15 protein-coding genes are annotated in these 21,466 nt (G+C 73.4%); 7 read left to right on the top strand and 8 right to left on the bottom strand.

The genetic code is table 11. The annotated features are described in order from the left end of the window. Window positions 1–272 precede the first annotated feature (272 nt). On the bottom strand, window positions 273–1,637 hold the full coding sequence (gene ccrA / locus ACGFIZ_RS08395) for a crotonyl-CoA carboxylase/reductase (RefSeq protein WP_393417268.1): 1,365 nt from the start codon (window positions 1,635–1,637) through the stop codon (window positions 273–275). Between the two features lie 117 nt (window positions 1,638–1,754). After that, window positions 1,755–2,222 carry a methylmalonyl-CoA epimerase gene (gene mce / locus ACGFIZ_RS08390; RefSeq protein ID WP_393417097.1) on the bottom strand — a complete coding sequence of 156 codons (468 nt, stop codon included), beginning with the start codon at window positions 2,220–2,222 and terminating at the stop codon, window positions 1,755–1,757. A 61-nt stretch (window positions 2,223–2,283) separates the two neighbouring features. On the opposite strand from mce, the gene ACGFIZ_RS08385 reads away from it, so the two are divergent. The 6 genes from ACGFIZ_RS08385 to ACGFIZ_RS08360 all read left to right on the top strand — a co-directional run bounded on the left by ACGFIZ_RS08385 (window position 2,284) and on the right by ACGFIZ_RS08360 (window position 9,101). Further along, the gene (locus ACGFIZ_RS08385; RefSeq protein ID WP_393417095.1) at window positions 2,284–3,483 is read left to right on the top strand and encodes an acetyl-CoA C-acetyltransferase; all 1,200 of its coding nucleotides are present in this window, start codon (window positions 2,284–2,286) and stop codon (window positions 3,481–3,483) included. Window positions 3,484–3,669: 186 nt separating this feature from the next. Beyond that, window positions 3,670–4,605: a methylmalonyl Co-A mutase-associated GTPase MeaB gene (gene meaB / locus ACGFIZ_RS08380; RefSeq protein WP_393417266.1), complete on the top strand. Its 936-nt coding sequence runs from the start codon at window positions 3,670–3,672 to the stop codon at window positions 4,603–4,605. An 84-nt stretch (window positions 4,606–4,689) separates the two neighbouring features. Then, complete coding sequence (locus tag ACGFIZ_RS08375; protein ID WP_393417093.1) at window positions 4,690–5,079, top strand: Asp23/Gls24 family envelope stress response protein; 390 nt, start codon at window positions 4,690–4,692, stop codon at window positions 5,077–5,079. Between the two features lie 64 nt (window positions 5,080–5,143). Next, window positions 5,144–6,832 carry a methylmalonyl-CoA mutase gene (locus ACGFIZ_RS08370; RefSeq protein WP_393417091.1) on the top strand — a complete coding sequence of 563 codons (1,689 nt, stop codon included), beginning with the start codon at window positions 5,144–5,146 and terminating at the stop codon, window positions 6,830–6,832. A gap of 122 nt (window positions 6,833–6,954) precedes the next feature. Further along, window positions 6,955–7,878 (top strand): tetratricopeptide repeat protein, encoded by a 924-nt coding sequence (locus ACGFIZ_RS08365; RefSeq protein ID WP_393417089.1) that lies wholly within the window; start codon window positions 6,955–6,957, stop codon window positions 7,876–7,878. Between the two features lie 65 nt (window positions 7,879–7,943). Continuing rightward, on the top strand, window positions 7,944–9,101 hold the full coding sequence (locus ACGFIZ_RS08360) for an arginase family protein (RefSeq protein WP_393417087.1): 1,158 nt from the start codon (window positions 7,944–7,946) through the stop codon (window positions 9,099–9,101). 409 nt (window positions 9,102–9,510) lie between these two features. Here the strand turns inward: ACGFIZ_RS08360 and ACGFIZ_RS08355 are convergent, their stop codons facing one another. After that, window positions 9,511–11,481 carry a penicillin-binding transpeptidase domain-containing protein gene (locus tag ACGFIZ_RS08355; RefSeq protein WP_393417085.1) on the bottom strand — a complete coding sequence of 657 codons (1,971 nt, stop codon included), beginning with the start codon at window positions 11,479–11,481 and terminating at the stop codon, window positions 9,511–9,513. A 284-nt stretch (window positions 11,482–11,765) separates the two neighbouring features. Here ACGFIZ_RS08355 and ACGFIZ_RS08350 point away from each other — a divergent pair, with 284 nt between their 5' ends. Further along, window positions 11,766–16,811 (top strand): NAD-glutamate dehydrogenase, encoded by a 5,046-nt coding sequence (locus ACGFIZ_RS08350; protein WP_393417083.1) that lies wholly within the window; start codon window positions 11,766–11,768, stop codon window positions 16,809–16,811. 61 nt (window positions 16,812–16,872) lie between these two features. Here ACGFIZ_RS08350 and ACGFIZ_RS08345 read toward each other — a convergent pair whose 3' ends face one another. The 5 genes from ACGFIZ_RS08345 to ACGFIZ_RS08325 all read right to left on the bottom strand — a co-directional run bounded on the left by ACGFIZ_RS08345 (window position 16,873) and on the right by ACGFIZ_RS08325 (window position 21,269). After that, complete coding sequence (locus ACGFIZ_RS08345) at window positions 16,873–17,613, bottom strand: class F sortase (RefSeq protein ID WP_393417081.1); 741 nt, start codon at window positions 17,611–17,613, stop codon at window positions 16,873–16,875. Then, the gene (locus tag ACGFIZ_RS08340) at window positions 17,597–18,565 is read right to left on the bottom strand and encodes a hypothetical protein (protein ID WP_393417079.1); all 969 of its coding nucleotides are present in this window, start codon (window positions 18,563–18,565) and stop codon (window positions 17,597–17,599) included. The genes ACGFIZ_RS08345 and ACGFIZ_RS08340 overlap by 17 nt, the downstream gene beginning before the upstream one ends. Window positions 18,566–18,932: 367 nt before the next feature. After that, on the bottom strand, window positions 18,933–19,301 hold the full coding sequence (locus tag ACGFIZ_RS08335; protein ID WP_347667485.1) for a hypothetical protein: 369 nt from the start codon (window positions 19,299–19,301) through the stop codon (window positions 18,933–18,935). 184 nt (window positions 19,302–19,485) lie between these two features. Beyond that, window positions 19,486–20,556, bottom strand: a complete 1,071-nt coding sequence (locus ACGFIZ_RS08330; protein ID WP_393417077.1) for a hypothetical protein — start codon at window positions 20,554–20,556, stop codon at window positions 19,486–19,488. A gap of 8 nt (window positions 20,557–20,564) precedes the next feature. Beyond that, window positions 20,565–21,269: a hypothetical protein gene (locus ACGFIZ_RS08325; protein ID WP_393417075.1), complete on the bottom strand. Its 705-nt coding sequence runs from the start codon at window positions 21,267–21,269 to the stop codon at window positions 20,565–20,567. Window positions 21,270–21,466: the final 197 nt, after the last annotated feature.

Below are 21,466 nucleotides of genomic sequence, written 5' to 3'. Positions count from 1 at the left end.
AGGGCCGGTGCCGGACGACGATCCCGCAGGTCCGGGCCGGGTCGGGCGGCCGGGCGAGCGGACGGGAACAAGGGGTCGCCCGGCCTCCCCGCGACCCTTTGTCGATCACTGACGGTTCTTTCCTGAAACGGCGTACGGCGGCCTGTGCCGAAAGGCACGCGCCAAGCACCGGACGGCCGTCCGGGCATCGCCCGGACGGCCCGTGCCGCGGGGCGGCCGTCGCGTCGCGCGACCCGCCGGGCCGCCCGCCGGCCCGGCGCGCGGCGGCGCGGTCAGCGCCCCCGGAACCGGTTGATCGCCTCGTCGTGCCGGGCGCGCAGCTGCGGGTCGCGTACGCCGAGGCCGTCGGCCGGGGCCAGGCAGCGCACCCCGACCTTGCCCTGGTGCAGGTTGCGGTGCACCTCGTACGCCGCCTGGCCGGTCTGCTCCAGCGGGTACGTCCGCGACACGGTCGGGTGGATCCGGCCGAGCGCCACGAGCCGGTTGGCCTGCCACGCCTCGTGGTAGTTGGCGAAGTGGCTGCCGACGATCCGCTTGAGGTGCATCCAGAGGTACCGGTTGTCGAACTGGTGCTGGTAGCCGCTGGTCGACGCGCAGGTGACGACGGTGCCGCCGCGCTTGGCGACGTAGACGCTGGCGCCGAAGGTCTCCCGGCCCGGGTGCTCGAAGACGATGTCCGGGTCCTCGCCGCCGGTCAGCTCCCGGATCCGCTCGCCGAAGCGCCGCCACTCGTCCTGGTCCTGGGTGTGCTCGTCCCGCCAGAAGCGGTAGCCCTCCCCGGTGGCCTCGGACCGGTCGATGACCAGCTCGGCGCCCATCCGGCGGCACAGCTCGGCCTTGTCGGGCGAGGACACCACGCAGACCGGGATCGCCCCGCCGTTCAGGGCCAGCTGGGTGGCGTAGCCGCCCAGGCCGCCGGACGCACCCCAGATCAGCACCACGTCGCCCTGCTTCATGTTCGCCCCGTGGTGCGAGACCAGCTGCCGGTACGCGGTGGAGTTGACCAGCCCGGGGCTGGCCGCCTCCTCCCAGCTCAGGTGGCGCGGCTTCGGCATGAGCTGGTTGGCCTTGACCACGGCCAGCTCGGCGAGCCCGCCGAAGTTGGTCTCGAAGCCCCAGATCCGCTGCTGCGGGTCGAGCATCGTGTCGTCGTGCCCGGCCGCGTCCTCCAGCTCCACCGACAGGCAGTGCGCCACCACCTCGTCGCCGGCCTTCCAGCGGGTCACCCCGGGGCCGGTACGCAGCACCACGCCGGCCGCGTCCGACCCCACGACGTGGTACGGCAGGTCGTGCCGGGCCGTCAGCGGGGAGATCCGGCCGTAGCGCTGGAGGAACCTGAAGGTGGAGACCGGCTCGAAGATGCTGGTCCAGACGGTGTTGTAGTTGACGGCGCTGGCCATGACGGCGACCAGCGCCTCGCCGGGCCCCAGCTCCGGGGTCGGGACCTCCTGGACGTGCAGCGCCTCGCGCGGGTCCTTGTCGCGGGTCGCCACGCCCTCGAACATCCGGGTCTCGTCGGCGCGTACCACCACGCCCCGGTAGCTCTCGGGCACCGGCAGGCCGGCGACGCCCGCGAGGTGCCGCTCGGGTTGGTCGGAGCCCTCCGCCGCCATGATCGCTTCGAGGATGTCCTGCACGGTGATCTCCCGTTCGTCGGCGCCGGTCGCGCTCCTGTTGGGCGGGGTCGTGTCGGCGACATGGCGGTATCCGGGGCGTATGGACACCGCCATGTCGGCGAAACGGCCGTGGATGAATCAGTGGGCGGGCTCGACCAGCTCGACGAGGACCCCGCCGGCGTCCCTGGGGTGAACGAAGTTGATCCGGGAGTTCGCGGTGCCCCGGCGGGGGGTCTCGTACAGCAGCCGCATCCCGCGCTCGCGCAGCGCCGCGCAGGCCGCGTCGACGTCCGCCACCGTGTACGCCACCTGCTGGATCCCCGGGCCCCTGCGATCCAGGAACTTCGCGATGGTCGACTCCGGGGTCAGCGGGGCGAGCAGCTGCACGCAGCCGCCCTCGGCGGTCGGACCGACGGCCAGCATCGCCTCGCGGACGCCCTGCTCGGCGTTCGTCTCGACGTGCACGCAGCGCATCCCGAACGTCTTCCGGTAGAAGTCCATCGCGGCGTCCAGGTCGGCGACCGCGACCCCGACGTGGTCGATGCGGAGCAGGCCGATGTCTGTGACATAGTCGGCAGCGGTCTCGACGGGGGAGTTCTCAGTCATGGCGCTAGTCTGACCGAACAGTCGTTAAGGCGTACAGGTCGGCACCCCCTCGGAGGCAGGCATGGCTTCGGTGATCGTCAGCGGCGCGCGGACCCCCATGGGGCGCCTGCTGGGCAACCTCAAGGACCTTCCGGCGACGAAGCTCGGCGGCGTCGCGATCAAGGCGGCCCTGGAGCGCGCCGGGGTGGCCCCCGAGCAGGTGCAGTACGTCATCATGGGCCAGGTGCTGCAGGCCGGCGCCGGGCAGATCCCGGCCCGGCAGGCGGCCGTCGAGGCCGGCGTCCCGATGTCGGTGCCGGCGCTGACGATCAACAAGGTCTGCCTCTCCGGCCTGGACGCGATCGCCCTGGCCGACCAGCTCATCCGGGCCGGCGAGTTCGACATCGTGGTGGCCGGCGGCATGGAGTCGATGACCAACGCCCCGCACCTGCTGCTCGGGCAGCGGTCCGGCTACAAGTACGGCGACGTCACGGTCTCCGACCACATGGCGCTCGACGGGCTGACCGACGCCTGGGACTGCTGCTCCATGGGCGAGTCCACCGAGCGGCACGGCGCGAGGCACGGCATCACCCGCGAGGAGCAGGACGCGTTCGCCGCGGCCAGCCACCAGCGGGCCGCCGCCGCGCAGAAGAACGGCCACTTCGCCGACGAGATCACCCCGGTGGTGATCCCGCAGCGCAAGGGCGACCCGCTGGTGATCAGCGAGGACGAGGGCATCCGCCCGGACACGACGGTCGATTCGCTGGCCAAGCTGCGTCCAGCCTTCACCTCCGACGGCACGATCACCGCCGGCAGTTCCTCGCCGATCTCCGACGGTGCCGCCGCCGTGGTCGTGATGAGCAAGGCGAAGGCGAAGGAGCTGGGGCTGACCTGGCTGGCCGAGGTCGGCGCGCACGGCAACGTGGCCGGCCCGGACAACTCCCTGCACTCGCAGCCCTCGAACGCGATCAACCACGCGCTGCGCAAGGCCGGCCTGGGCATTGCCGACCTCGACCTCGTCGAGATCAACGAGGCGTTCGCCGCCGTCGGCATCAAGTCCACCCGCGACCTGGGCATCAGCCCGGACAAGGTGAACGTCAACGGCGGGGCGATCGCGCTCGGCCACCCGATCGGCATGTCCGGCGCCCGGCTGGTGCTCACCCTCGCGCTGGAGCTGAAGCGGCGCGGCGGCGGCACCGGCGCGGCGGCGTTGTGCGGCGGCGGCGGCCAGGGCGACGCCCTGATCATCCACGTCCCGGCCCCGGGCGAGACCGGTCAGTAAGGGACGCAGTGAGCGCGAGGAGCGAGCCGGTTTTGCGAGCCCCACAGTCGCGAACAGAGAAAGCCCCGTGAGCGCGAGGAGCGAGCCGGTTTTGCGAGCCCCGCAGTCGCGAACAGAGAAAGCACAGTGAGCGGCGAACAGGTGGAGCGGGTCGCCGTCCCGGTGCGGCGCAGCCGGGACGTGCCGATGCTCGTGGAACGGGCCCGCGCGGGAGACCCCCGCGCGGTGGCCCGGCTGATCACCCTGGTCGAGTCCGGCGACGAGGTGCTGCCGCGGGTCGCGGCGGCCCTCGCCCCGTACGCCGGGCAGGCCCAGGTGGTGGGGTTGACCGGCTCGCCCGGGGTGGGCAAGTCGACCACCACCAACGAGCTGGTCCGGGCGCTGCGGGCGCGCGGACGCCGGGTCGGGGTGCTGGCCATCGACCCGTCCAGCCCGTTCACCGGCGGGGCGATCCTGGGTGACCGGGTGCGGATGCAGGACCACGCCACCGACCCGGGCGTCTACATCCGCTCGATGTCCAGCCGGGGCCACCTCGGCGGCCTCTCCGCGGCCACGCCGCAGGCGGTGCGGGTGCTGGAGGGCGCCGGCTGCGACGTGGTGCTGGTCGAGACGGTCGGCGTGGGGCAGGCCGAGGTGGAGGTCGCCTCCCTGGCGGACACCACGCTCGTGCTGCTCGCCCCGGGCATGGGCGACGCGATCCAGGCGGTGAAGGCCGGCATCCTGGAGATCGCCGACGTGTTCGTGGTGAACAAGGCCGACCGGGACGGCGCCGACGCCACGGTCCGCGACATTCAGGGCATGATCGCCCTGGGCGAGCGCGGCCCCGGCGAGTGGCGGCCCCAGGTGGTCCGCACGGTCGCCGCGCGCGGCGAGGGGATCGACGACGTCGCCGCCGCGATCGACAAGCACCGCGACTGGCTGGAACGGCACGGCGAACTGCGCCGCCGTCGGGAGGCGCGGGCCGCCGCCGAGATCGAGGCGATCGCGCTGGGCGCCCTGCGGGCCCGGATCGGCTCGCTACGCGACGGTACGGAGCTGCCGGCGCTCGCGGCGAAGGTGGCCGAGGGGTCGCTCGACCCGTACGCCGCCGCCGACGAGCTGCTGTCCCAGCTGGGCTCCTGAGCGCCCGTCCCGCCGGCCCGGAACTAGTACGCTCGCACCGCTCCACGCACCCGTGGGGCGGTGCGAGCCTGTGGGAGAGAGAGCATGGCTGACGAGGTGACCCAGGAGCTGTCGGTGACGCCGGACGCGGTGGCGGGCGGTAGCACGCTCGTCTCCGACGAGGTGGTGGAGAAGATCGCGGTGGCCGCCGCGAAGTCCGTGCCCGGGGTGGCCGAGCTGGGCGGCGACGTGGCCCGGTTCTTCAACGCCGTGCTGGACAAGGTCGGGCTGGACCAGGTGGGCGACGCCCGGCGGGGCTGCTCCGCCCATGTCACCAACGGGGCGGCCGTGGTCAACCTGGTGATCGTGATCGACGCCGGCCAGCCGGTGCCGCAGGTGACCGACGCGGTCCGGGTGAAGGTCACGGAGGCCGTCGAGGCGTACGGGCTGCGGGTCGACGAGATCAACATCCGGGTCGACGACGTGGCGTCTTAGCGATCGTTCAGGACGGGGCTCTACACTCGGTCATCAGACGAGGACTCGAGGAGGAGCCCTGCCCATGAACGCCGACGAGATTGCTGCCGGACGGGCGCGCTGGCAGGCCCGCTACGACGCCGCGCGCAAGCGGGACGCCGACTTCACCACGCTCTCGGGGATGACCGTCGACCCGGTGTACGGCCCGCCGGAGGGCACCGCGTACCCGGGCTTCGAGCGGATCGGCTGGCCGGGCGAGTTCCCGTACACCCGGGGTCTCCACCCGACCGGTTACCGCGGGCGGACCTGGACCATCCGGCAGTTCGCCGGCTTCGGCAACGCCCGGCAGACCAACGAGCGCTACAAGATGATCCTCGGCGCCGGCGGCGGTGGGCTGTCGGTGGCGTTCGACATGCCCACCCTGATGGGCCGCGACTCCGACGACCCGCAGTCGCTGGGCGAGGTCGGGCACTGCGGGGTGGCCGTGGACTCCGCCGCCGACATGGAGGTGCTGTTCGACGGCATCGACCTCGCCGGGGTCACCACGTCGATGACCATCTCCGGCCCCGCCGTGCCGGTCTTCTGCATGTACCTGGTGGCCGCGGAGCGGCAGGGCGCCGACCTGTCCACCCTCGACGGCACCCTGCAGACCGACATCTTCAAGGAGTACATCGCGCAGAAGGAGTGGCTGTTCGACCCGGAGCCGCACCTGCGCCTGATCGGCGACCTGATGGAGTACTGCGCGCACCAGATCCCCAGGTACAAGCCGCTCTCGGTCTCCGGCTACCACATCCGCGAGGCCGGGTCGACCGCCGCGCAGGAGCTGGCGTACACCCTGGCCGACGGGTTCGGGTACGTGGAACTGGGCCTGTCGCGGGGCCTGGACGTCAACGTCTTCGCCCCGGGGCTCAGCTTCTTCTTCGACTCGCACGTGGACTTCTTCGAGGAGATCGCCAAGTTCCGGGCCGCCCGCCGGATCTGGGCCCGCTGGCTGCGCGACGTCTATGGCGCGACCAGCGAGAAGGCGCTCTGGCTGAGGTTCCACACCCAGACCGCCGGGGTGTCGCTGACCGCCCAGCAGCCGGTCAACAACGTCGTACGCACCGCCGTGGAGGCCCTCGCCGCCGTGCTCGGCGGGACGAACTCGCTGCACACCAACGCGCTGGACGAGACCCTGGCCCTGCCCACCGACGAGTCTGCCGAGATCGCCCTGCGTACCCAGCAGGTGCTGATGGAGGAGATCGGGGTGACCAACGTGGCCGACCCGCTCGGCGGCTCCTGGTACGTCGAGGCGCTCACCGACCGGATCGAGGCCGAGGCGGAGGAGATCTTCGCCCGGATCCGGCAGCTCGGCGGGGACGGTCCGCACCGGATCGGCCCGATGACCTCCGGCATCCTGCGCGGCATCGAGGACGGCTGGTTCACCGGCCAGATCGCCGAGTCCGCCTTCGCCTACCAGCAGGCGCTGGAGAAGGGCGAGAAGAGGATCGTCGGCGTCAACTGCCACACCGGCACGGTCGCCAAGGACCTGGAGATCCTGCGCATCTCGCACGAGGTCGAGCTGGAGCAGCGCCGGGTGTTGACCGAGCGCAAGGCAGCCCGGGACGACGCCGCCGTCAAGGCGGCGGTCGAGCGGATGGTGGCGGCCTCCCGTACCGGCGAGAACATGATCCCGGCCATGCTGGACGCCGTCCGCGCCGAGGCGACCCTCGGCGAGATCTGTGACGCGCTGCGCGCCGAGTGGGGCGTCTACCGGGAGCCGGCCCGGTTCTGACCGGGCGCGCGTCGGCGGTGCCGGACGAGCCCCGGCACCGCCGACGACCAGCCGCGAGAGTCACATTTGTCGCCGCCGCGGTTGATCTGACTTGGGCGGCGTCCGTGCGAGACTAGGTAACCATGAGCGACCCACGGATCACCTCGTCGATCTTCACCCGCGGCGCGGTCGACCTCAGCGCACTGCGCAGCACCGCGCCCGCCCCCGCCCGTCCCAGCACACCGGCCCAGGCCGGTCCGCCCGCCGGTCTGCCCGGCGGCGCCGCCACCGGTGGCGGGGTCACCGTGATCGACGTGACCGAGGCGACCTTCCAGTCCGAGGTCCTCGAACGGTCGCTCAGCACACCCGTCGTCGTGGACTTCTGGGCCGAGTGGTGCCAGCCCTGCAAGCAGCTCTCGCCGGTGCTGGAGCGGCTGGCCGCCGAGGGCGGCGGCGCCTGGGTACTCGCCAAGGTGGACGTCGACGCCAACCCGCGTCTCGCCCAGATGTTCCGGGTGCAGGGCATCCCGATGGTCTACGCGGTCGTCGGCGGGCAGCCGGTCGACGCCTTCTCCGGGGTGGTCCCCGAGGCCCAGCTGCGGCAGTGGATCACCGCGGTGCTCCGGGCCGGCGGCGTCGGAGCCGCCGAGCCGGTGGACCCGCGCCTCGACGAGGCCGACGACGCCATGATGAGCGGGGACCTGGACGTCGCCGAGCAGGCGTACCGGAAGATCCTCGCCGAGACGCCGGGGGACGCCGCGGCCGAGGCGGGCCTCGCCCAGGTCGGGCTGGCCCGCCGCGTCGCCGGGGCCGATCCCGGCGCCGCGCTGGCCGCCGCCCAGGCGGACCCCGACGACGTCGAGGCCCAGCTGCTCGCCGCCGACGTCGAGGTGCTCAGCGGCCAGGCCGAGGCGGCGTACGCCCGCCTGGTCGGCCTGGTGCGCCGCACCGCCGGCGACGACCGGGAGAAGGTTCGCCAGCACCTGGTCGGCCTGTTCACCCTCGCCGGGCCGGACGACCCCGCTGTCGCCGCCGCCCGCCGGGCCCTGGCCAGCGCCCTGTTCTGAGTTCCGCCGTACGCCAGCGCGGGCCGGCGTCGCCGGCCCGCCCGACCCACCGAGGACGGGAGCCCATGACGCGCCGCATCGCCGTCCTCGACGCGCCGTCCAACCTCGGGCTGCGCCCGCCGACGTTGACCTCGGTCCCCGGCTGCGCCAAGGCCCCGGGGGCGCTGCGCGACCAGGGCCTGCTCGCCCGGCTGCGGGCCCGGGACGCCGGTTGCCTCACCCCGCCCCGGTACGACCCCGGCGACTGGCGCCCCGGCGACGGCGTCTGCCACGCCCGGGGGATCGCCGCGTACTCGGCGGCGCTGGCCGACCGGATCGGCTCGATCATCGACCGGGGGGAGTTCCCGCTGGTCCTCGGCGGCGACTGCTCGATCCTGGTCGGCTCGGCGCTGGCCATGCACCGGCTCGGCGAGGCGGTCGGGGGCCGGATCGGGCTGGTCTTCGTCGACGGGCACTCCGACTTCCGGCACCCCGGCAACGCCTCGTACGTCGGCGCGGCGGCGGGGGAGGACCTGGCCCTGGTCACCGGGCGGGGGCAGGCCGACCTGACCGCCATCGAGGGGCGGCGCCCGTACTTCCGCGACATCGACGTGGTGGTCCTCGGCATCCGGGCCCAGGACGAGTACCGCCTCGACCTGCAGGCCGCCGGGATCACCACGCGGCCCGTGCCGGCGCTGCGCGCCGAGGGCGCCGCCCGTACCGCCCAGTGGGCGCACGAGGAGTTGGCCGACTGCGCCGGCTACTGGGTGCACATCGACGTCGACGTGCTCGACCCGGCGGTGATGCCGGCGGTCGACGCGCCCGACCCGGGCGGGATCGCCTTCGCCGAGCTGGAGATCCTGCTGGCCGGTCTGGTGGGCACGCCGCACTGCCTGGGCGTCGAGCTGACCGTCTTCGACCCCGACTACGACCCGGACGGCGCGTACGCCGCCGAGATCGTCAACACCCTGGTGGCCGGGCTGGCCCCGGTCACCGCCCCGGCCGCGGTGCCACCCCACCTGCTTCCGTCCGCGCCGCCCGTCCCGCGCCGGGCCCCCGCCCGTCGTCCCACCCTCGCCGATGGCCTCGCCGAGCCCGCCGAGCCCGCCGAGCCCGCCGAGCCCGCCGAGCCCGCCGAACCGGCCGGCGGGACGGCGGAGGACCCGGTCGAGCCGCCGCAGCCCCTCGGGCTCGCCGTTCCCACACCGCTCGAACCGCCGCATTCCGCCGCCGGCATCGCCTGACGCGCGCCCATCGTCGCCGGGCCGGCGCTGTCCCGGCCAGCCGGGCCATCCGTTTCCGGCGGCCTGTGGAGCTGCCCCGTCCGTGCGCCCGCCCGTCGGCGCTGGGTTACGACCAGTGGCGGGCCGGCGTCGGGGGCGGGTGCTGCGGGGCCGTCGGGGGCGGGTGCTGCGGGGCCGTCGGGGGTCCGACGCGCGGGCCGGGGCGCCTGGTGCCCGGAGTGCGAGCCGCGGCGGTTGCCCCGTCCATGCGGGCAGCTCCACAGGACTCGCCCCGGCAGGGTGGCTCCGGGCAGCTCCACAGGGCCCGTCCGACAGGTGGCTCCGGGCAGCCCCACCGGGCGCGGCCAACGGTTCCGGGGCAGCCGCGCAGGGCTCCGCCCCACGACGCGGCTCCGGCCGCGGCGGGCGGTCAGCGGGCGGCGAGGGCGCGCAGGAAGCGTTCGGTGATCGGCACGGCGCTGGCCGTGCTCGCCCCGCCCCTCTCGACGAAGACCGCGAACGCCACGTCGCCCTGCCAGCCGATGAACCAGGCGTGGGTGTGCGCCGGGTTGTCGTCGTACTCGGCGGTGCCGGTCTTGCCGTGCACCGGTGCGCCGGGGACGTCCTTCAGCGCCGTGCCGCTGCCCGCGGTGACCACCTCGCGCATCATCGTCCGCAGCGGCTCGACCGACTCGGCCCGCAGTTGCGGCCCGGCGGGGGCGGGCTTGGCCGGGGCGGGGTCGAGGAGGAGCTTCGGCTGCTCCCAGCGGCCCCTGGCCATGGCGGCGGTGGCGGCGGCCATGGCCAGCGGGCTGACCACGGTGGTGCCCTGGCCGAACGCGGCGGCGGCCTGCTCGACCGGGGAGCCGTTGGCCGAGACCTTGCCGGTGAACGCGTCCATGCCCAGGTCCCACTCGCCCCCCAGCCCGAGCGCGCGGCCGGCCTGGGCGAGGCCGTCGGGCCCGAGCTTCGGGGCCAGCGCCGCGAACGCCGTGTTGCAGGACCTGGCGAAGTCGGTGCGGAACGGCACCGTGCCCAGCTCGAAGTTGTCGGAGTTCTTGAACGAGCGGCCCTCCACCGTGAACGCCTTCGGGCAGTCGACCGGGCCGTCCAGGGTGACCGCGCCCCGGTCGAGCAGGCCGAGGGCGCTGACCATCTTGAACGTCGAACCGGGCGGTACCTGGGCGGTGAAGGCGAGGTTCTCACCGGCCGGGCCGGGGCCGTTGGCGGCGGCCAGCACGGCGCCATCGCTGATCCGCACCGCCACCAGGGCGGCGCGGCGCTTCTCGCCCCGCAGCGCGGCGTCGGCGGCGTTCTGGGTGGCCACGTCGAGGGTGGTCTTCACCGCCTGGCCGGGCTTCGGCTCCTGGGTGAACAGCTCGGTGCCGGTCGGCTTCAGCGTCCCGTCCGAGTCGCGGCGCTCGACGAGCACCGTCAGCCCGGGGGCCCCGCGCAGCCGTTCGTCGTACCGGCCCTGGAGTCCGCCGTGGCCGACCAGGTCGCCCAGCTGGTACCGGTCGGGGTGGGCGGCCAGGTCGTCGGCCTGGGCCGGGTCCACCGAGCCGAGCAGGGCCCGAGCGAACTCGCGGGTGGGGGCCAGGTCGAGCTTGTCGGCCTGGAACCTCGTGCCGGGCAGGTCGTAGATGCGCGACTTGATCTGCCGGTACGCCTCCTCGCGCAGCGTCACCACCTCGACGAACGCGCCCTCGTCGGCCTCGGCGAGGCGCTTCGGCAGGCCGGAGAGGTCGACCGGCGGGGTGATCGCCGGCCGGATCGCGCGGAACGCGGCGTCGAGTTGTCGGATGACCGACCTGGCGTCGGTCACCTCGCCCGGCTGGAGGCCGACCCGGACCACCGGGCGGGGCGCCACGATGGGCGCGCCGGCGCCGTCCAGCACGCCGGCGCGGGGGCCGGTGTCGCGGCGCAGTCCGAGCCGGTCGCCCCGGGTGAGCTGCTCGTGGACCACCCGCGGCTCCCAGATCACCTGCCACTGGCCGTCGCGGCCTCGGGCGAGGCGCACCTCGCGGTCGTACCCCCAGTGGATCCCGCCCGGCAGGGTCCACTCCACGCGTACGCCGGCGGTCGCGATGTCGGCCGTGATCTTCGGGCCCCCCGTGCGGCGCAGCGCCGGCGGTGTGGCCACCAGCTCGCCGGAGAGCTGCCTGATCTCCTGGGTCACTTCCGCGGCCGGGACCTTGACCCGGGTCGGGTCGATGAAGCCGACGGACTGGAGGTCGCCGGTGCGCCAACCGGACAGGAAGGCGTCCAGGGTGCGTTCCGGGCCGTCGGAGTCCGAGCACCCGACCAGCGCGCCGGCGACCAACGCGGTGGCGGCCAGCGCCGCGAGGGGCCGGCGGGAGCGTGGTGGGCGGAGGCGGCGGAGCGGGTACGACAGACGCATGACTGTCCTTCCGGATCTCGGACTGCCCGTCACCGTAGTACGGCGGCGCCTCGCGCACGGCCCCGTCGGGCCGCCGACGTGCGGGAAGACGGCCGCGACAGGGTGATGAACATCCCGAGTCGGGGTACTCAGAATGCGGCCAACCTCGTACCCGCAACGGGTGAAAGGACGGAGTCCGGATCCGGACGTCCGGCCAGTGGTCCCCTGATGAACGATCTGGCCGGGGGCCTAGGCTTGGGCGGCAGAGTGACCCACAACGTTGTGGGTCGAGGGGAGTGGCACCGATGGACCGGCGTCCGGCGATCAAACCGGGACCCGACCTCCGGCAGGCTGACACCAGCCGGGCCGACGACAGCTTCGACACGGCGACCGACGGGGACGGTTACGGCCGACTCGACACCGGGACGACCGGGGTGACCGGTTCGAGCATAGACACCATTTTCGATCTCGGCCTGCCGGCGGAGGCGCTGGCCGACGCCGTGGAGGACGCCGAGCTGGACGAGCCGGTCCCGAACGCGGAACGGCTGATCGCCCAGGCCGTCTCCCTCGCCGGCGACGACCACGACGTGGCGACGCTGGTCAGCCGGTTCTGGCGGTTCGCGCCCGACGAGGAGCTGATCGGGTTCACCGCCGAGGAGATGCTGGCGGCGGCCCGGGCGCACCAGGACCTGGCCCAGCAGCGGGTGCCGGGCGAGTTGAAGCTGCGCATCCACGAGCCGGACGCCGACCAGCACCACACGGTCGTCGAGATCGTCACCGACGACATGCCGTTCCTGGTCGACTCGGTGACCGCCCTGCTCAACTCGCACCACCTCGACGTGCACCTGCTGGTCCACCCGCTGATGGTGGTGCGCCGCGAGCCGCTGGGCCGGCTGACCGAGGTCTCGGCGGACACCGAGCCCGACGACGCGATCGCCGGGGACATCGTCGAGAGCTGGATGCGGATCGAGATCGACCCGGTCCGCGACGCCGGCGAGCGGGAGCGGCTGCGGCGGGAGCTGCAGCGGGTGCTCACCGACGTCCGGGAGGCCGTCGAGGACTGGCCGAAGATGCGCCAGCGTGCCCTGGCGCTGGCGGACGAGCTGGCCGCGGCCCGTACGTCGGACAGCCGCCCGCCGGTGCCGGAGAAGGACATCACCGACTCGGTCGAGCTGCTCCGCTGGCTCGCTCATGATCATTTCACGTTCCTCGGGTACCGGGAGTACCGGCTGGTCGACAGCGACGGCGGCCCGGCGCTGGAGGCGGCGCTGGGCACCGGGCTGGGCATCCTGCGTTCGGACTCCCCGGAGGCGCGGTCGCTGGCGTCGATGACGCCCGAGGCGCTCGAGAAGGTGATGGAGAAGCGGCTGCTGATCATCACCAAGGCCAACTCGCGGGCCACGGTGCACCGGTCGGCGTACCTGGACTACATCGGTTTCAAGATCTTCGACGACGCCGGCGAGGTGGTCGGCGAGCGGCGTTTCCTCGGGCTGTTCTCCACCGCCGCGTACCGCACCAGCGTGCGGGAGCTGCCGGTGGTGCGCCGGAAGGTCGCCGAGGTGCTGGACCGTTCCGGCCTGAGCCAGCGCAGCCACTCCGGCAAGGACCTGCTCCAGATCCTGGAGACCTACCCGCGCGACGAGCTGTTCCAGATCAAGACCGAGGACCTGTACCACGCGGTGATCGGCGTGCTGCGCATGGCCGGCCGCCGGCAGCTGCGGGTCTTCCTGCGCCGCGACGCGTACGGGCGGTTCATCTCCTGCCTCATCTACCTGCCCCGCGACCGGTTCACCACGCAGAACCGGCTGCGCATGCAGGACATCCTGCTGCGGGAGCTGAACGGTCTCGGGGTGGACTACACGACCCGGGTCACCGAGTCGATGCTGGCCCGGGTGCACTTCATCGTCCGGACCGACCCGACCAACCCGCCGGGCGAGATCGACGCCGACCTGCTCGCCGAGGAGCTGGCCGACGCGACCCGGCTCTGGGACGACGACTACCGGCTGGTGCTGGAGCGCAAGCTCGGCGACGAGCAGGCCAAACACCTGTTCCGCCGGTACGCCGACGCGTTCCCGGAGGGCTACAAGGACGGGCACACGCCGTACGAGGCGATGAAGGACCTGGCCAAGCTGGAGCTGCTGGAGGAGCCCGGCCAGCTCGAGATGCACCTGTTCCGCAAGCAGTTGGGGCCGCGCACCGACGGCCACGCGGAGCCCGCCGAGGCCATGGACGTGCGGTTCAAGGTCTACCGGTACGGCGAGCCGATGATGCTGTCGGCGGTGCTGCCGGTGCTGCACTCCCTCGGCGTACGGGTGGTCGACGAGCACCCGTACGAGGTGGAACGCGTCGACGGCCGGATCTGGCTGTACGACTTCGGGCTGCGGCTGCCGGAGGTCCACCAGGACCTGGCCGAGGTGCGCCCGCACGTGGAGAACGCCTTCGCGGCGGCCTGGCGGGGCGAGGCCGAGGTCGACGGCTTCAACGAGCTGGTGCTGCGCGCCGGGCTCACCTGGCGCCAGGTGGTGGTGCTGCGGGCGTACGCGAAGTACCTGCGCCAGACGGGCACCATCTTCTCCCAGGAGTACATGGAGCAGACCTTCATCACGTACCCGCGGATCGCGGAGCTGCTGGTGCAGCTGTTCGAGACCCGCTTCGAGCCCGGGGAGTCGACCGCCGAGCAGCGCCAGCAGCGCAGCGGCGAGCTGGTGGCCGCGATCGGCGCGGCGCTGGACGACGTGGCCAGCCTCGACCAGGACCGGATCCTGCGCTCGTACCTGACGCTGATCCAGGCCACGCTGCGTACCAGCTTCTACCAGAAGCCGGTCGGCGGCCGGCCGAAGGCGTACGTGGCGTTCAAGCTGGACCCGCAGGCCATCCCGGATCTGCCGGCCCCGCGCCCGAAGTTCGAGATCTTCGTGTACTCGCCGCGGTTCGAGGGCGTGCACCTGCGCTACGGGCCGGTGGCGCGCGGCGGGCTGCGCTGGTCCGACCGGCGGGAGGACTTCCGGACCGAGGTGCTCGGCCTGGTCAAGGCGCAGATGGTGAAGAACGCCGTGATCGTGCCGGTGGGCGCCAAGGGCGGCTTCGTGCTCAAGCAGAAGCCGGGGGACCGGGACGAGGCGGTCGCCTGCTACAAGGAGTTCGTCGGGGCGATGCTCGACATCACCGACAACATCGCGGCCGGCGAGATCGTGCCGCCCGAGGACGTGGTCCGGCATGACGGCGACGACCCGTACCTGGTGGTGGCGGCCGACAAGGGCACGGCGACCTTCTCCGACATCGCCAACGAGATCTCCGCCGGGCACGACTTCTGGCTGGGCGACGCGTTCGCCTCCGGCGGCTCGGCCGGCTACGACCACAAGAAGATGGGCATCACCGCCCGGGGCGCCTGGGAGTCGGTGAAGCGGCACTTCCGGGAGCTGGGGCACGACACCCAGACCCAGGACTTCACGGTGGTCGGCGTCGGCGACATGTCCGGCGACGTGTTCGGCAACGGGATGCTGCTCAGCGAGCACATCCGGCTGGTGGCCGCGTTCGACCACCGGCACATCTTCCTGGACCCGGATCCGGACGCGGCCAGCTCGTACGCCGAGCGCCGGCGCCTGTTCGAGCTGCCGAGGTCGTCGTGGCAGGACTACGACACGAAGCTGATCTCGGACGGTGGCGGGGTGTACCCGCGGACCGCGAAGTCGGTGCCGGTCTCGCCGCAGGTCCGCGCCGCGCTCGGGCTGGCCGACGACGTGAGCCAGCTGTCGCCGCAGGAGCTGATGCGGGCGATCCTGACCGCGCCGGTCGACCTGTTCTGGAACGGCGGCATCGGCACGTACGTCAAGGCGTCCAGCCAGACCAACGCCGAGGTGGGCGACAAGTCCAACGACGCGATCCGGGTGGACGGCAGGAGCCTGCGCTGCCGGGTGGTCGGCGAGGGCGGCAACCTCGGCTGCACCCAGCTCGGCCGGATCGAGTACGCCCAGGCCGGCGGCCGGATCTACACCGACTTCATCGACAACGCGGCCGGGGTGGACTGCTCCGACCACGAGGTGAACATCAAGATCCTGCTCAACACGGCGGTCGCCGACGGGGCGCTGACCGTGCCCGAGCGCGACGAGCTGCTCGCCGAGATGACCGACGAGGTCGCCGAGCTGGTGCTGCGGGACAACTACGACCAGGCCCGGGCGATCAACAACTCGCAGGCCCAGGCCGCCTCGCTGCTCCCGGTGCACCGCCGGATGATCACGGAACTGGAGCGCTCCGGCGCGCTGGACCGGGCGCTGGAGGCGCTGCCGCCGGACGAGGAGCTGGCGGTGCGCACGGAGTCCGGGCTGACCGCGCCGGAGTTCGCGGTGCTGCTCGCGTACACCAAGATCGTGCTGGAGCGGGAGATCCTCGCCGAGGGGCTCGCGGACGACGAGTGGACGACCGACGTCCTGGTCAACTACTTCCCGACCCCGATGCGGGAGCGGTTCGCCGACCGGATGGGCCGGCACCGGCTGCGCCGGGACATCGTCACCACGGTCCTGGTCAACGAGGCGATCAACCGGGGCGGCATCACGTTCGTCTTCCGGGTCGTCGAGGAGACCGCGGCGTCGGCGGCGGACGTCCTGCGGGCGTACGTGGTGGTCCGCGAGGTGTTCGGGCTGGGCGAGCTGTGGGACGCGGTCGAGGCGCTGGACAACAAGGTGGCGCCGGAGCTGCAGACCAACGTCTACCTGGACACCCGGCGCCTGCTGGACCGGGCGGTGCGCTGGCTGGTGACCAACCGGCGCTCGCCGATCGACGTGCCGGCGGAGATCGCCCGGCTGCGCGACGGGGTGGCGCGCCTCCTGCCCAACCTGGAGAACCTCTTCGTCGGCAGCGAGCGCGAGGGCATCGCCGCCCACATGGACGCGATGACCGCCAAGGGGCTGCCGCGCGGGCTGGCCGAGCAGGCGACCCGGCTGATGTACAGCTTCGGCCTGCTCGACGTGGTGGAGACGGCGGCCGGCACCGGTCGGGACGTGGGCGAGGTGGCGTCGGTCTACTTCGTGCTCTCCGACCTGTTCCGGGTCGACGCGCTGCTGTCGAAGATCTCCCTGCTGCCGCGGGAGGACCGCTGGCAGACCCTGGCCCGGATGGCGCTGCGCTACGACCTGTACGCCGCCCTGGCCGCGCTCACCGCGGAGGTCCTCGGCTCCACGCCCGACGACCTGTCCCCGCAGGAGCGGGTGCAGCAGTGGGAGCAGTCGAACGCCACCTCGGTGCACCGGGCGCGCCGGGCGATGGGTGAGTTCGACGAGTCGCGGGCGGACCTCGCCGCCCTGTCGGTGCTGCTGCGCCAGATCCGTACCCTGGTGCGCACCTCGGCGGCCTGAGCGTCGTCCGGACACGCCACGGCCGGTCGGTTGTCCCGACCGGCCGTGGCGCGTCGCGGCGTCAGCCCGTCATCGTCGCGAAGACGATCACGTTGTTGAGGTAGCTGCCCGAGCCCCGGTCGAACTGGCCGCCGCAGGTGACGACCCGCAGGCCCGCCTGGTCGTTGGGGCCGTAGACCACGTCCGCGGGGAACTCCGTCTTCGGGTACGACTTCACGGCGTCGACCGTGAAGGAGACCTGCCGGCCGTCGGACCGGGACACCGTGATGACGTCGCCCGGCTGCATGGCGCCCAGCTCGAAGAAGACCGCCGGCCCGAGCTTGGCCGAGTCGACGTGTCCGACGATCACCGCGTTGCCGGTCTCGCCCGGGCTCGGCCCGGGGGAGTACCAGCCGGCGTTCTGGGCCTGGTCGAGCGGGGGGACCTCGACGCTGCCGTCCGGGTTGGTCCCCAGCGTCATGATCGACGCGTGCACCCCGATCCGGGGGATCGAGATGGTGGTGGGTGTGGCCCGGCCCAGGCTCGGGGCGGCCGACCGGCTGGCCTCCGGGCCGCCCGCGGTGCCCGCGGGCTGCTGCTGCTCCCGGATCGTCCCCGTGGAGCCGGGGGCGGTCGGAAGGTCGGGGGCGGCCTGGGCGAGCGGCTGCGGCGGGCGGGGGGCCGGGACCGTGCGGTGCGAGGCGCCGAGCAGCCAGGCCCCCGCCATGGCGATGAGGACGACGACGGAGGCGCCGACGGCGCGCCACGGTGTCCCGTGACGGCCGCCGGCCCCTGTCGCCGTCGCCTCAGGCCACAGACCCATCGGTCCGACGCCGCCGCAGCAGCACGAGCCCGCCGAGCGCCGAGGCGCCCAACAGGCCGGCCCCGGTGGTGGCCATGGTGCGGTTGGTGCTGGTGCTCGTCATGCCCCCGTCACCGCCGTCGACGTGACCCTTCGGAAGGACCACCAGTTCGCCCTCGCCGCAGGAGCCGTGGAGCTCGTAGCGGCCCGGACGGGCGTCCTTGTCTACCTTGGCCTCGCCCAGGTAGACGAAGTCCCGGCCGTGCTCCCAGCTGTCGTCCTCGTCCTTGCCCCACTTGTCGTCCTCGTGGCGGCCCTTGTCGTCGTCCTTGCCCCACTTGTCCTCGTCCTTGGCCGACTTGTCCTCGTGGCGGCCCTTGTCCTCGTCCTTGGTTCGCATGTCCTCGTCGCGGCCCTTGGCGCCCTTCTCGTCCTCGGGCTTCTGGCCGTGCTCGTAGCCGCCCCAGTCCTCGCGGCCGGACGCGTCGGCGCCGCCGCCCCAACCGCCGGGCCGGCCCTCCTCACCCTTGCCGTGTTCGTCCTTGCCCTTGTCCTTGTCCTTGTCCTCGCCCTTGCCGTGCTCCTCGCCCCGGCCCATTTCGCCCTTGCCGTGCTCGTCCTTGCCCTTGCCGTGCTCGTCCTTGCCGTGCTCGTCCTTGCCCTTGCCGTGCTCGTCCTTGCCGTGCTCGTCCTTGCCCTTGCCGTGCTCGTCCTTGTCCTTGTCGACCTTGTGCAGCTCGACCCGGCCGGTGACCTTGGACCAGACGAAGGCGTCCTGCTGCGACTCCTCGCAGACCTCGATCAGCGTGACCTCCTCGCCGGCCCGGACGACGTGGGGCTTGGCGAAGACCTTCCCCCCGTCGCCGTCGTGGTGGCCGCTGTCCGCGAACGCGATCCCCGGCGTGAACACCAGCAGGGACGCACCGCCGAGGGCGGCACCCGCAACGACCTTTCCGAGCTTCTTGTTAGCCATGACCTGCGTCACTCCATCCCCTGTTGTCCTGAGCCCGACGTCAGTCGAGCTACGAGAGACGTTAGACCGTTTCGCGACCTATCAGAGGAAATATTCGTGTTTTAGAGTTTGTGAACGTGAAGCGTTCTTGGGGTGCTAAAGCCATTTCGCGGCTTTTGTCGCTCATGTCGGGATCGCGCTGCCCGTTGCGTCTCGGCCCAGCCGTCCGGCTCCGGGTGAGGCCCGTCCGTCGGGCCGTGGTTGTCGAAGCGCTCCCATGTCAAAAGCCCTGGCCCGACCGATGACCGGTCGGGCCAGGGCTACCGCCCGGCAGGGCCGTGGTGACCCGGGCCAGGGCTACCGCCCGGCAGGGCCGTGGTGACCCGGGTCAGGGCACCGTGCGCTCCACCGCCGCCCGCCCCAGCTCGGCCAGGTCCCGGCGGGCCCGCTCGATGTTCTCCGGGGTCAGATCCTGGCCCCGTGCCGCCACCAGGTCCTCGGGGTCCCACGGCTGCTCGGCGCCGGTGCGGATGGTGGGCCCGGCGGCGCCCGTGCCGGCCCCGAACGGGGCACCGAGCTGGTCCTCGGTCCTTCCGGCGTCGGCCGGCCGTTCCCGGGGCTCCGCGAAGGACGGGGTGTCCCGGTCGGGCCCGCCGTCGGTCATGAGCTGCGGCACCGTCGTCTCGTCGTCCACCGCCGCGGCCACCTCGGGGCGCTCCTCCAGCGGCCGCGCGGCGTTCGGGTCACGATCGGTCATGGTGCTGCCCTCCTGTCCCAGGTGCTCCTGATCCCACCGGCGTACCCCGCGGGCCCCCGCGCATGCCGGCGGCCCGGATCCCGGCGATGCCCACCGGCCTGTGACACGGCTTACCAACGGCCCGCGTGTGCCTGAACCCGGCGGACGCCCCGACCGGTCGGGTCGGGGCGTCCCGCGCCGGGCGTCAGCGGCCGAGCACCCGGTCCAGGAAGTCCCGGTAGCGGCGTACGGCCACCCGGAGCTGCTCGGTGTCGTCGGCGCCGGCGCGCTGCCAGTCACCGAGCCGGTTCTTCTGCTCCGCGAGCGCGTCGGCAAGCGCCTGGATGGCCTCCTCGACCAGCGACTGGGCCTCGGCGGCGGCGGCCTTCGGGTCGTCGACGAAGCGGAGCTGGACATCGCGCCAGCGATCCCGGAACCCCTGGGCGGCGGCCGGCTCGAACAGGGTGGCGGCGTCGTCCGGCACCGCGCGGCCGGTGGGCCGCGCCGCCGCCGCGACGCCAGCCGCGCCGGCCCCCGCCGCGCCGACCAGGCCCGCACCGGCAGCGGCCGAGGCGTCCGGGGCCGTGGTGTCCGGGTCCACCATGGTGGGGGCGGCGCTGCCGTACCCGGCGGCGCCGGCCGCCGCGGCGGCGCGCGGGTCGCGGTCGGCCCCCTCCGTCCCTCCGGCCCCGCCGGCCCGGCCCGACCCGCTGATCCGGCCCGACCCGCTGATCCGGCCGGTCTCGCTCGTCTCGCCGGCCCGGCTGGCCGCGCCGGGCCGGTCGTGCCGGGCGGCGGTGGGGGTGCCGGCCGACCAGCGGGCCGGGTCGTGCAGTCGGTCCGCCGCCGTCGGGTCGGCCCGAGCGTCGTCGAACGCGTCGGTCCGCCCCGGCGCCCCGTCGCCCGGCCGGGCCATCTCCTCGCCCCGCGGGTCCCGCTCGTCCTCCGGGCGGCCACTCGCCATCGCCGACGCCGCCACCGCGTCACCCACGCTGGTGGCGCCGAAGGCGGTCGGCAGCGGCGCCGGCTGGTGGAACTCGGGCTTCCCGTCGGCGTCCGCGTCGGGGCGCTGCCCGGCCGGTCGGCTGTCGGCCCGCTCGCCGGTCCCGGCCGGGTCGTCGAAGGTGCCCCGCTCGTCGAGCACGTCCTCGGGCACGTCGGCCCGGCCCTCGGCGTCGCGGCCCTGGTGGGTGGGCGGCTGGCCGCCGGGCACCGGCGCCGACCGGACGGCCTCCGGGTGGTCGCTGGTCACCTGCTGCTGATCCTGGCGCATCATGGCTCCCCTCAACGGCTCGTGACGTCGTGCGGTCGGTCGGCGGGCGCGGCGTCCTGCTGGTGCTGTTCGGGCTGGTGCCGCTCCGGCTCGCGCTGTCGCGGCGTGGTGCTCACCGCATCCGCGTCCGGTCGGTCGGCGGGCGTGGCGTGGGGCTGGCGCTGCTGCGGGGTGGGGCCCACCGGAGCCGTGCCGAGCAGGTCGGCGAAGAGTTCCCGGTAGTGGACGAGGGCCTGGCGCAGGCCCTCGGTGCCGGCCTCGCCCCGCTCGTCGCGCAGCCGGATCTCGTGCGCGTCCCGGTAGTGCGAGAGCGTCCGGGCGTGTTCGACGGAGAGCCGGGCGATCTGGTCGTCGAAGTCACCGATGGGATAGCCGCGTTCCGCGATGAGCCGGCTGACCAGCTCGTCGGCGTCGCGCAGCGTCTCCGCCGGGGAGTCGACGAAACGGACCTGAAGCTCCTCCCAGGCCGCGGCGTATCGCGCCCGGGACTCGGGGGTGAGCGGGGTGAGGGTCAGCTCGGCGTGGCGGCGTTCCCGGTCCCGCAGCTCCCGCTCGGCGGCCGCGCGGCTGTCGCGCTCCGCGACCACCCGGTCGTACTCGGGCCCGAACCGGGCGCGCAGCGCGCGGCGGCGGGCGGCCTGCCGGCCGACGACGGCCAGCGCCGCGAGCACCGCGAGCACGACCAGGACGATGACGACTACCTGCGTGGGCGACATGGCTCCTCCTTCGTCACCCGGTATTCCCTCCCGACACGGATGGCCAATCCCGATCCGGGCGACTTTCCTGGTCTTTCCCGCCCGGCGGCGCCGCGCGTGGTCCCGCCCGGCTTGTTCCCCGTCGGCCACCCCGGCCCCGATGACCAGGACGCAGGTCCGGCCGGAGCAAAGACTTGACTCGTTCCAGGAAAGGTGTC

Source organism: Micromonospora sp. NPDC048830 (assembly GCF_043198215.1).
Taxonomy (GTDB): Bacteria; Actinomycetota; Actinomycetes; order Mycobacteriales; family Micromonosporaceae; genus Micromonospora.
This window is presented reverse-complemented; position numbering and strand designations above follow the sequence as displayed.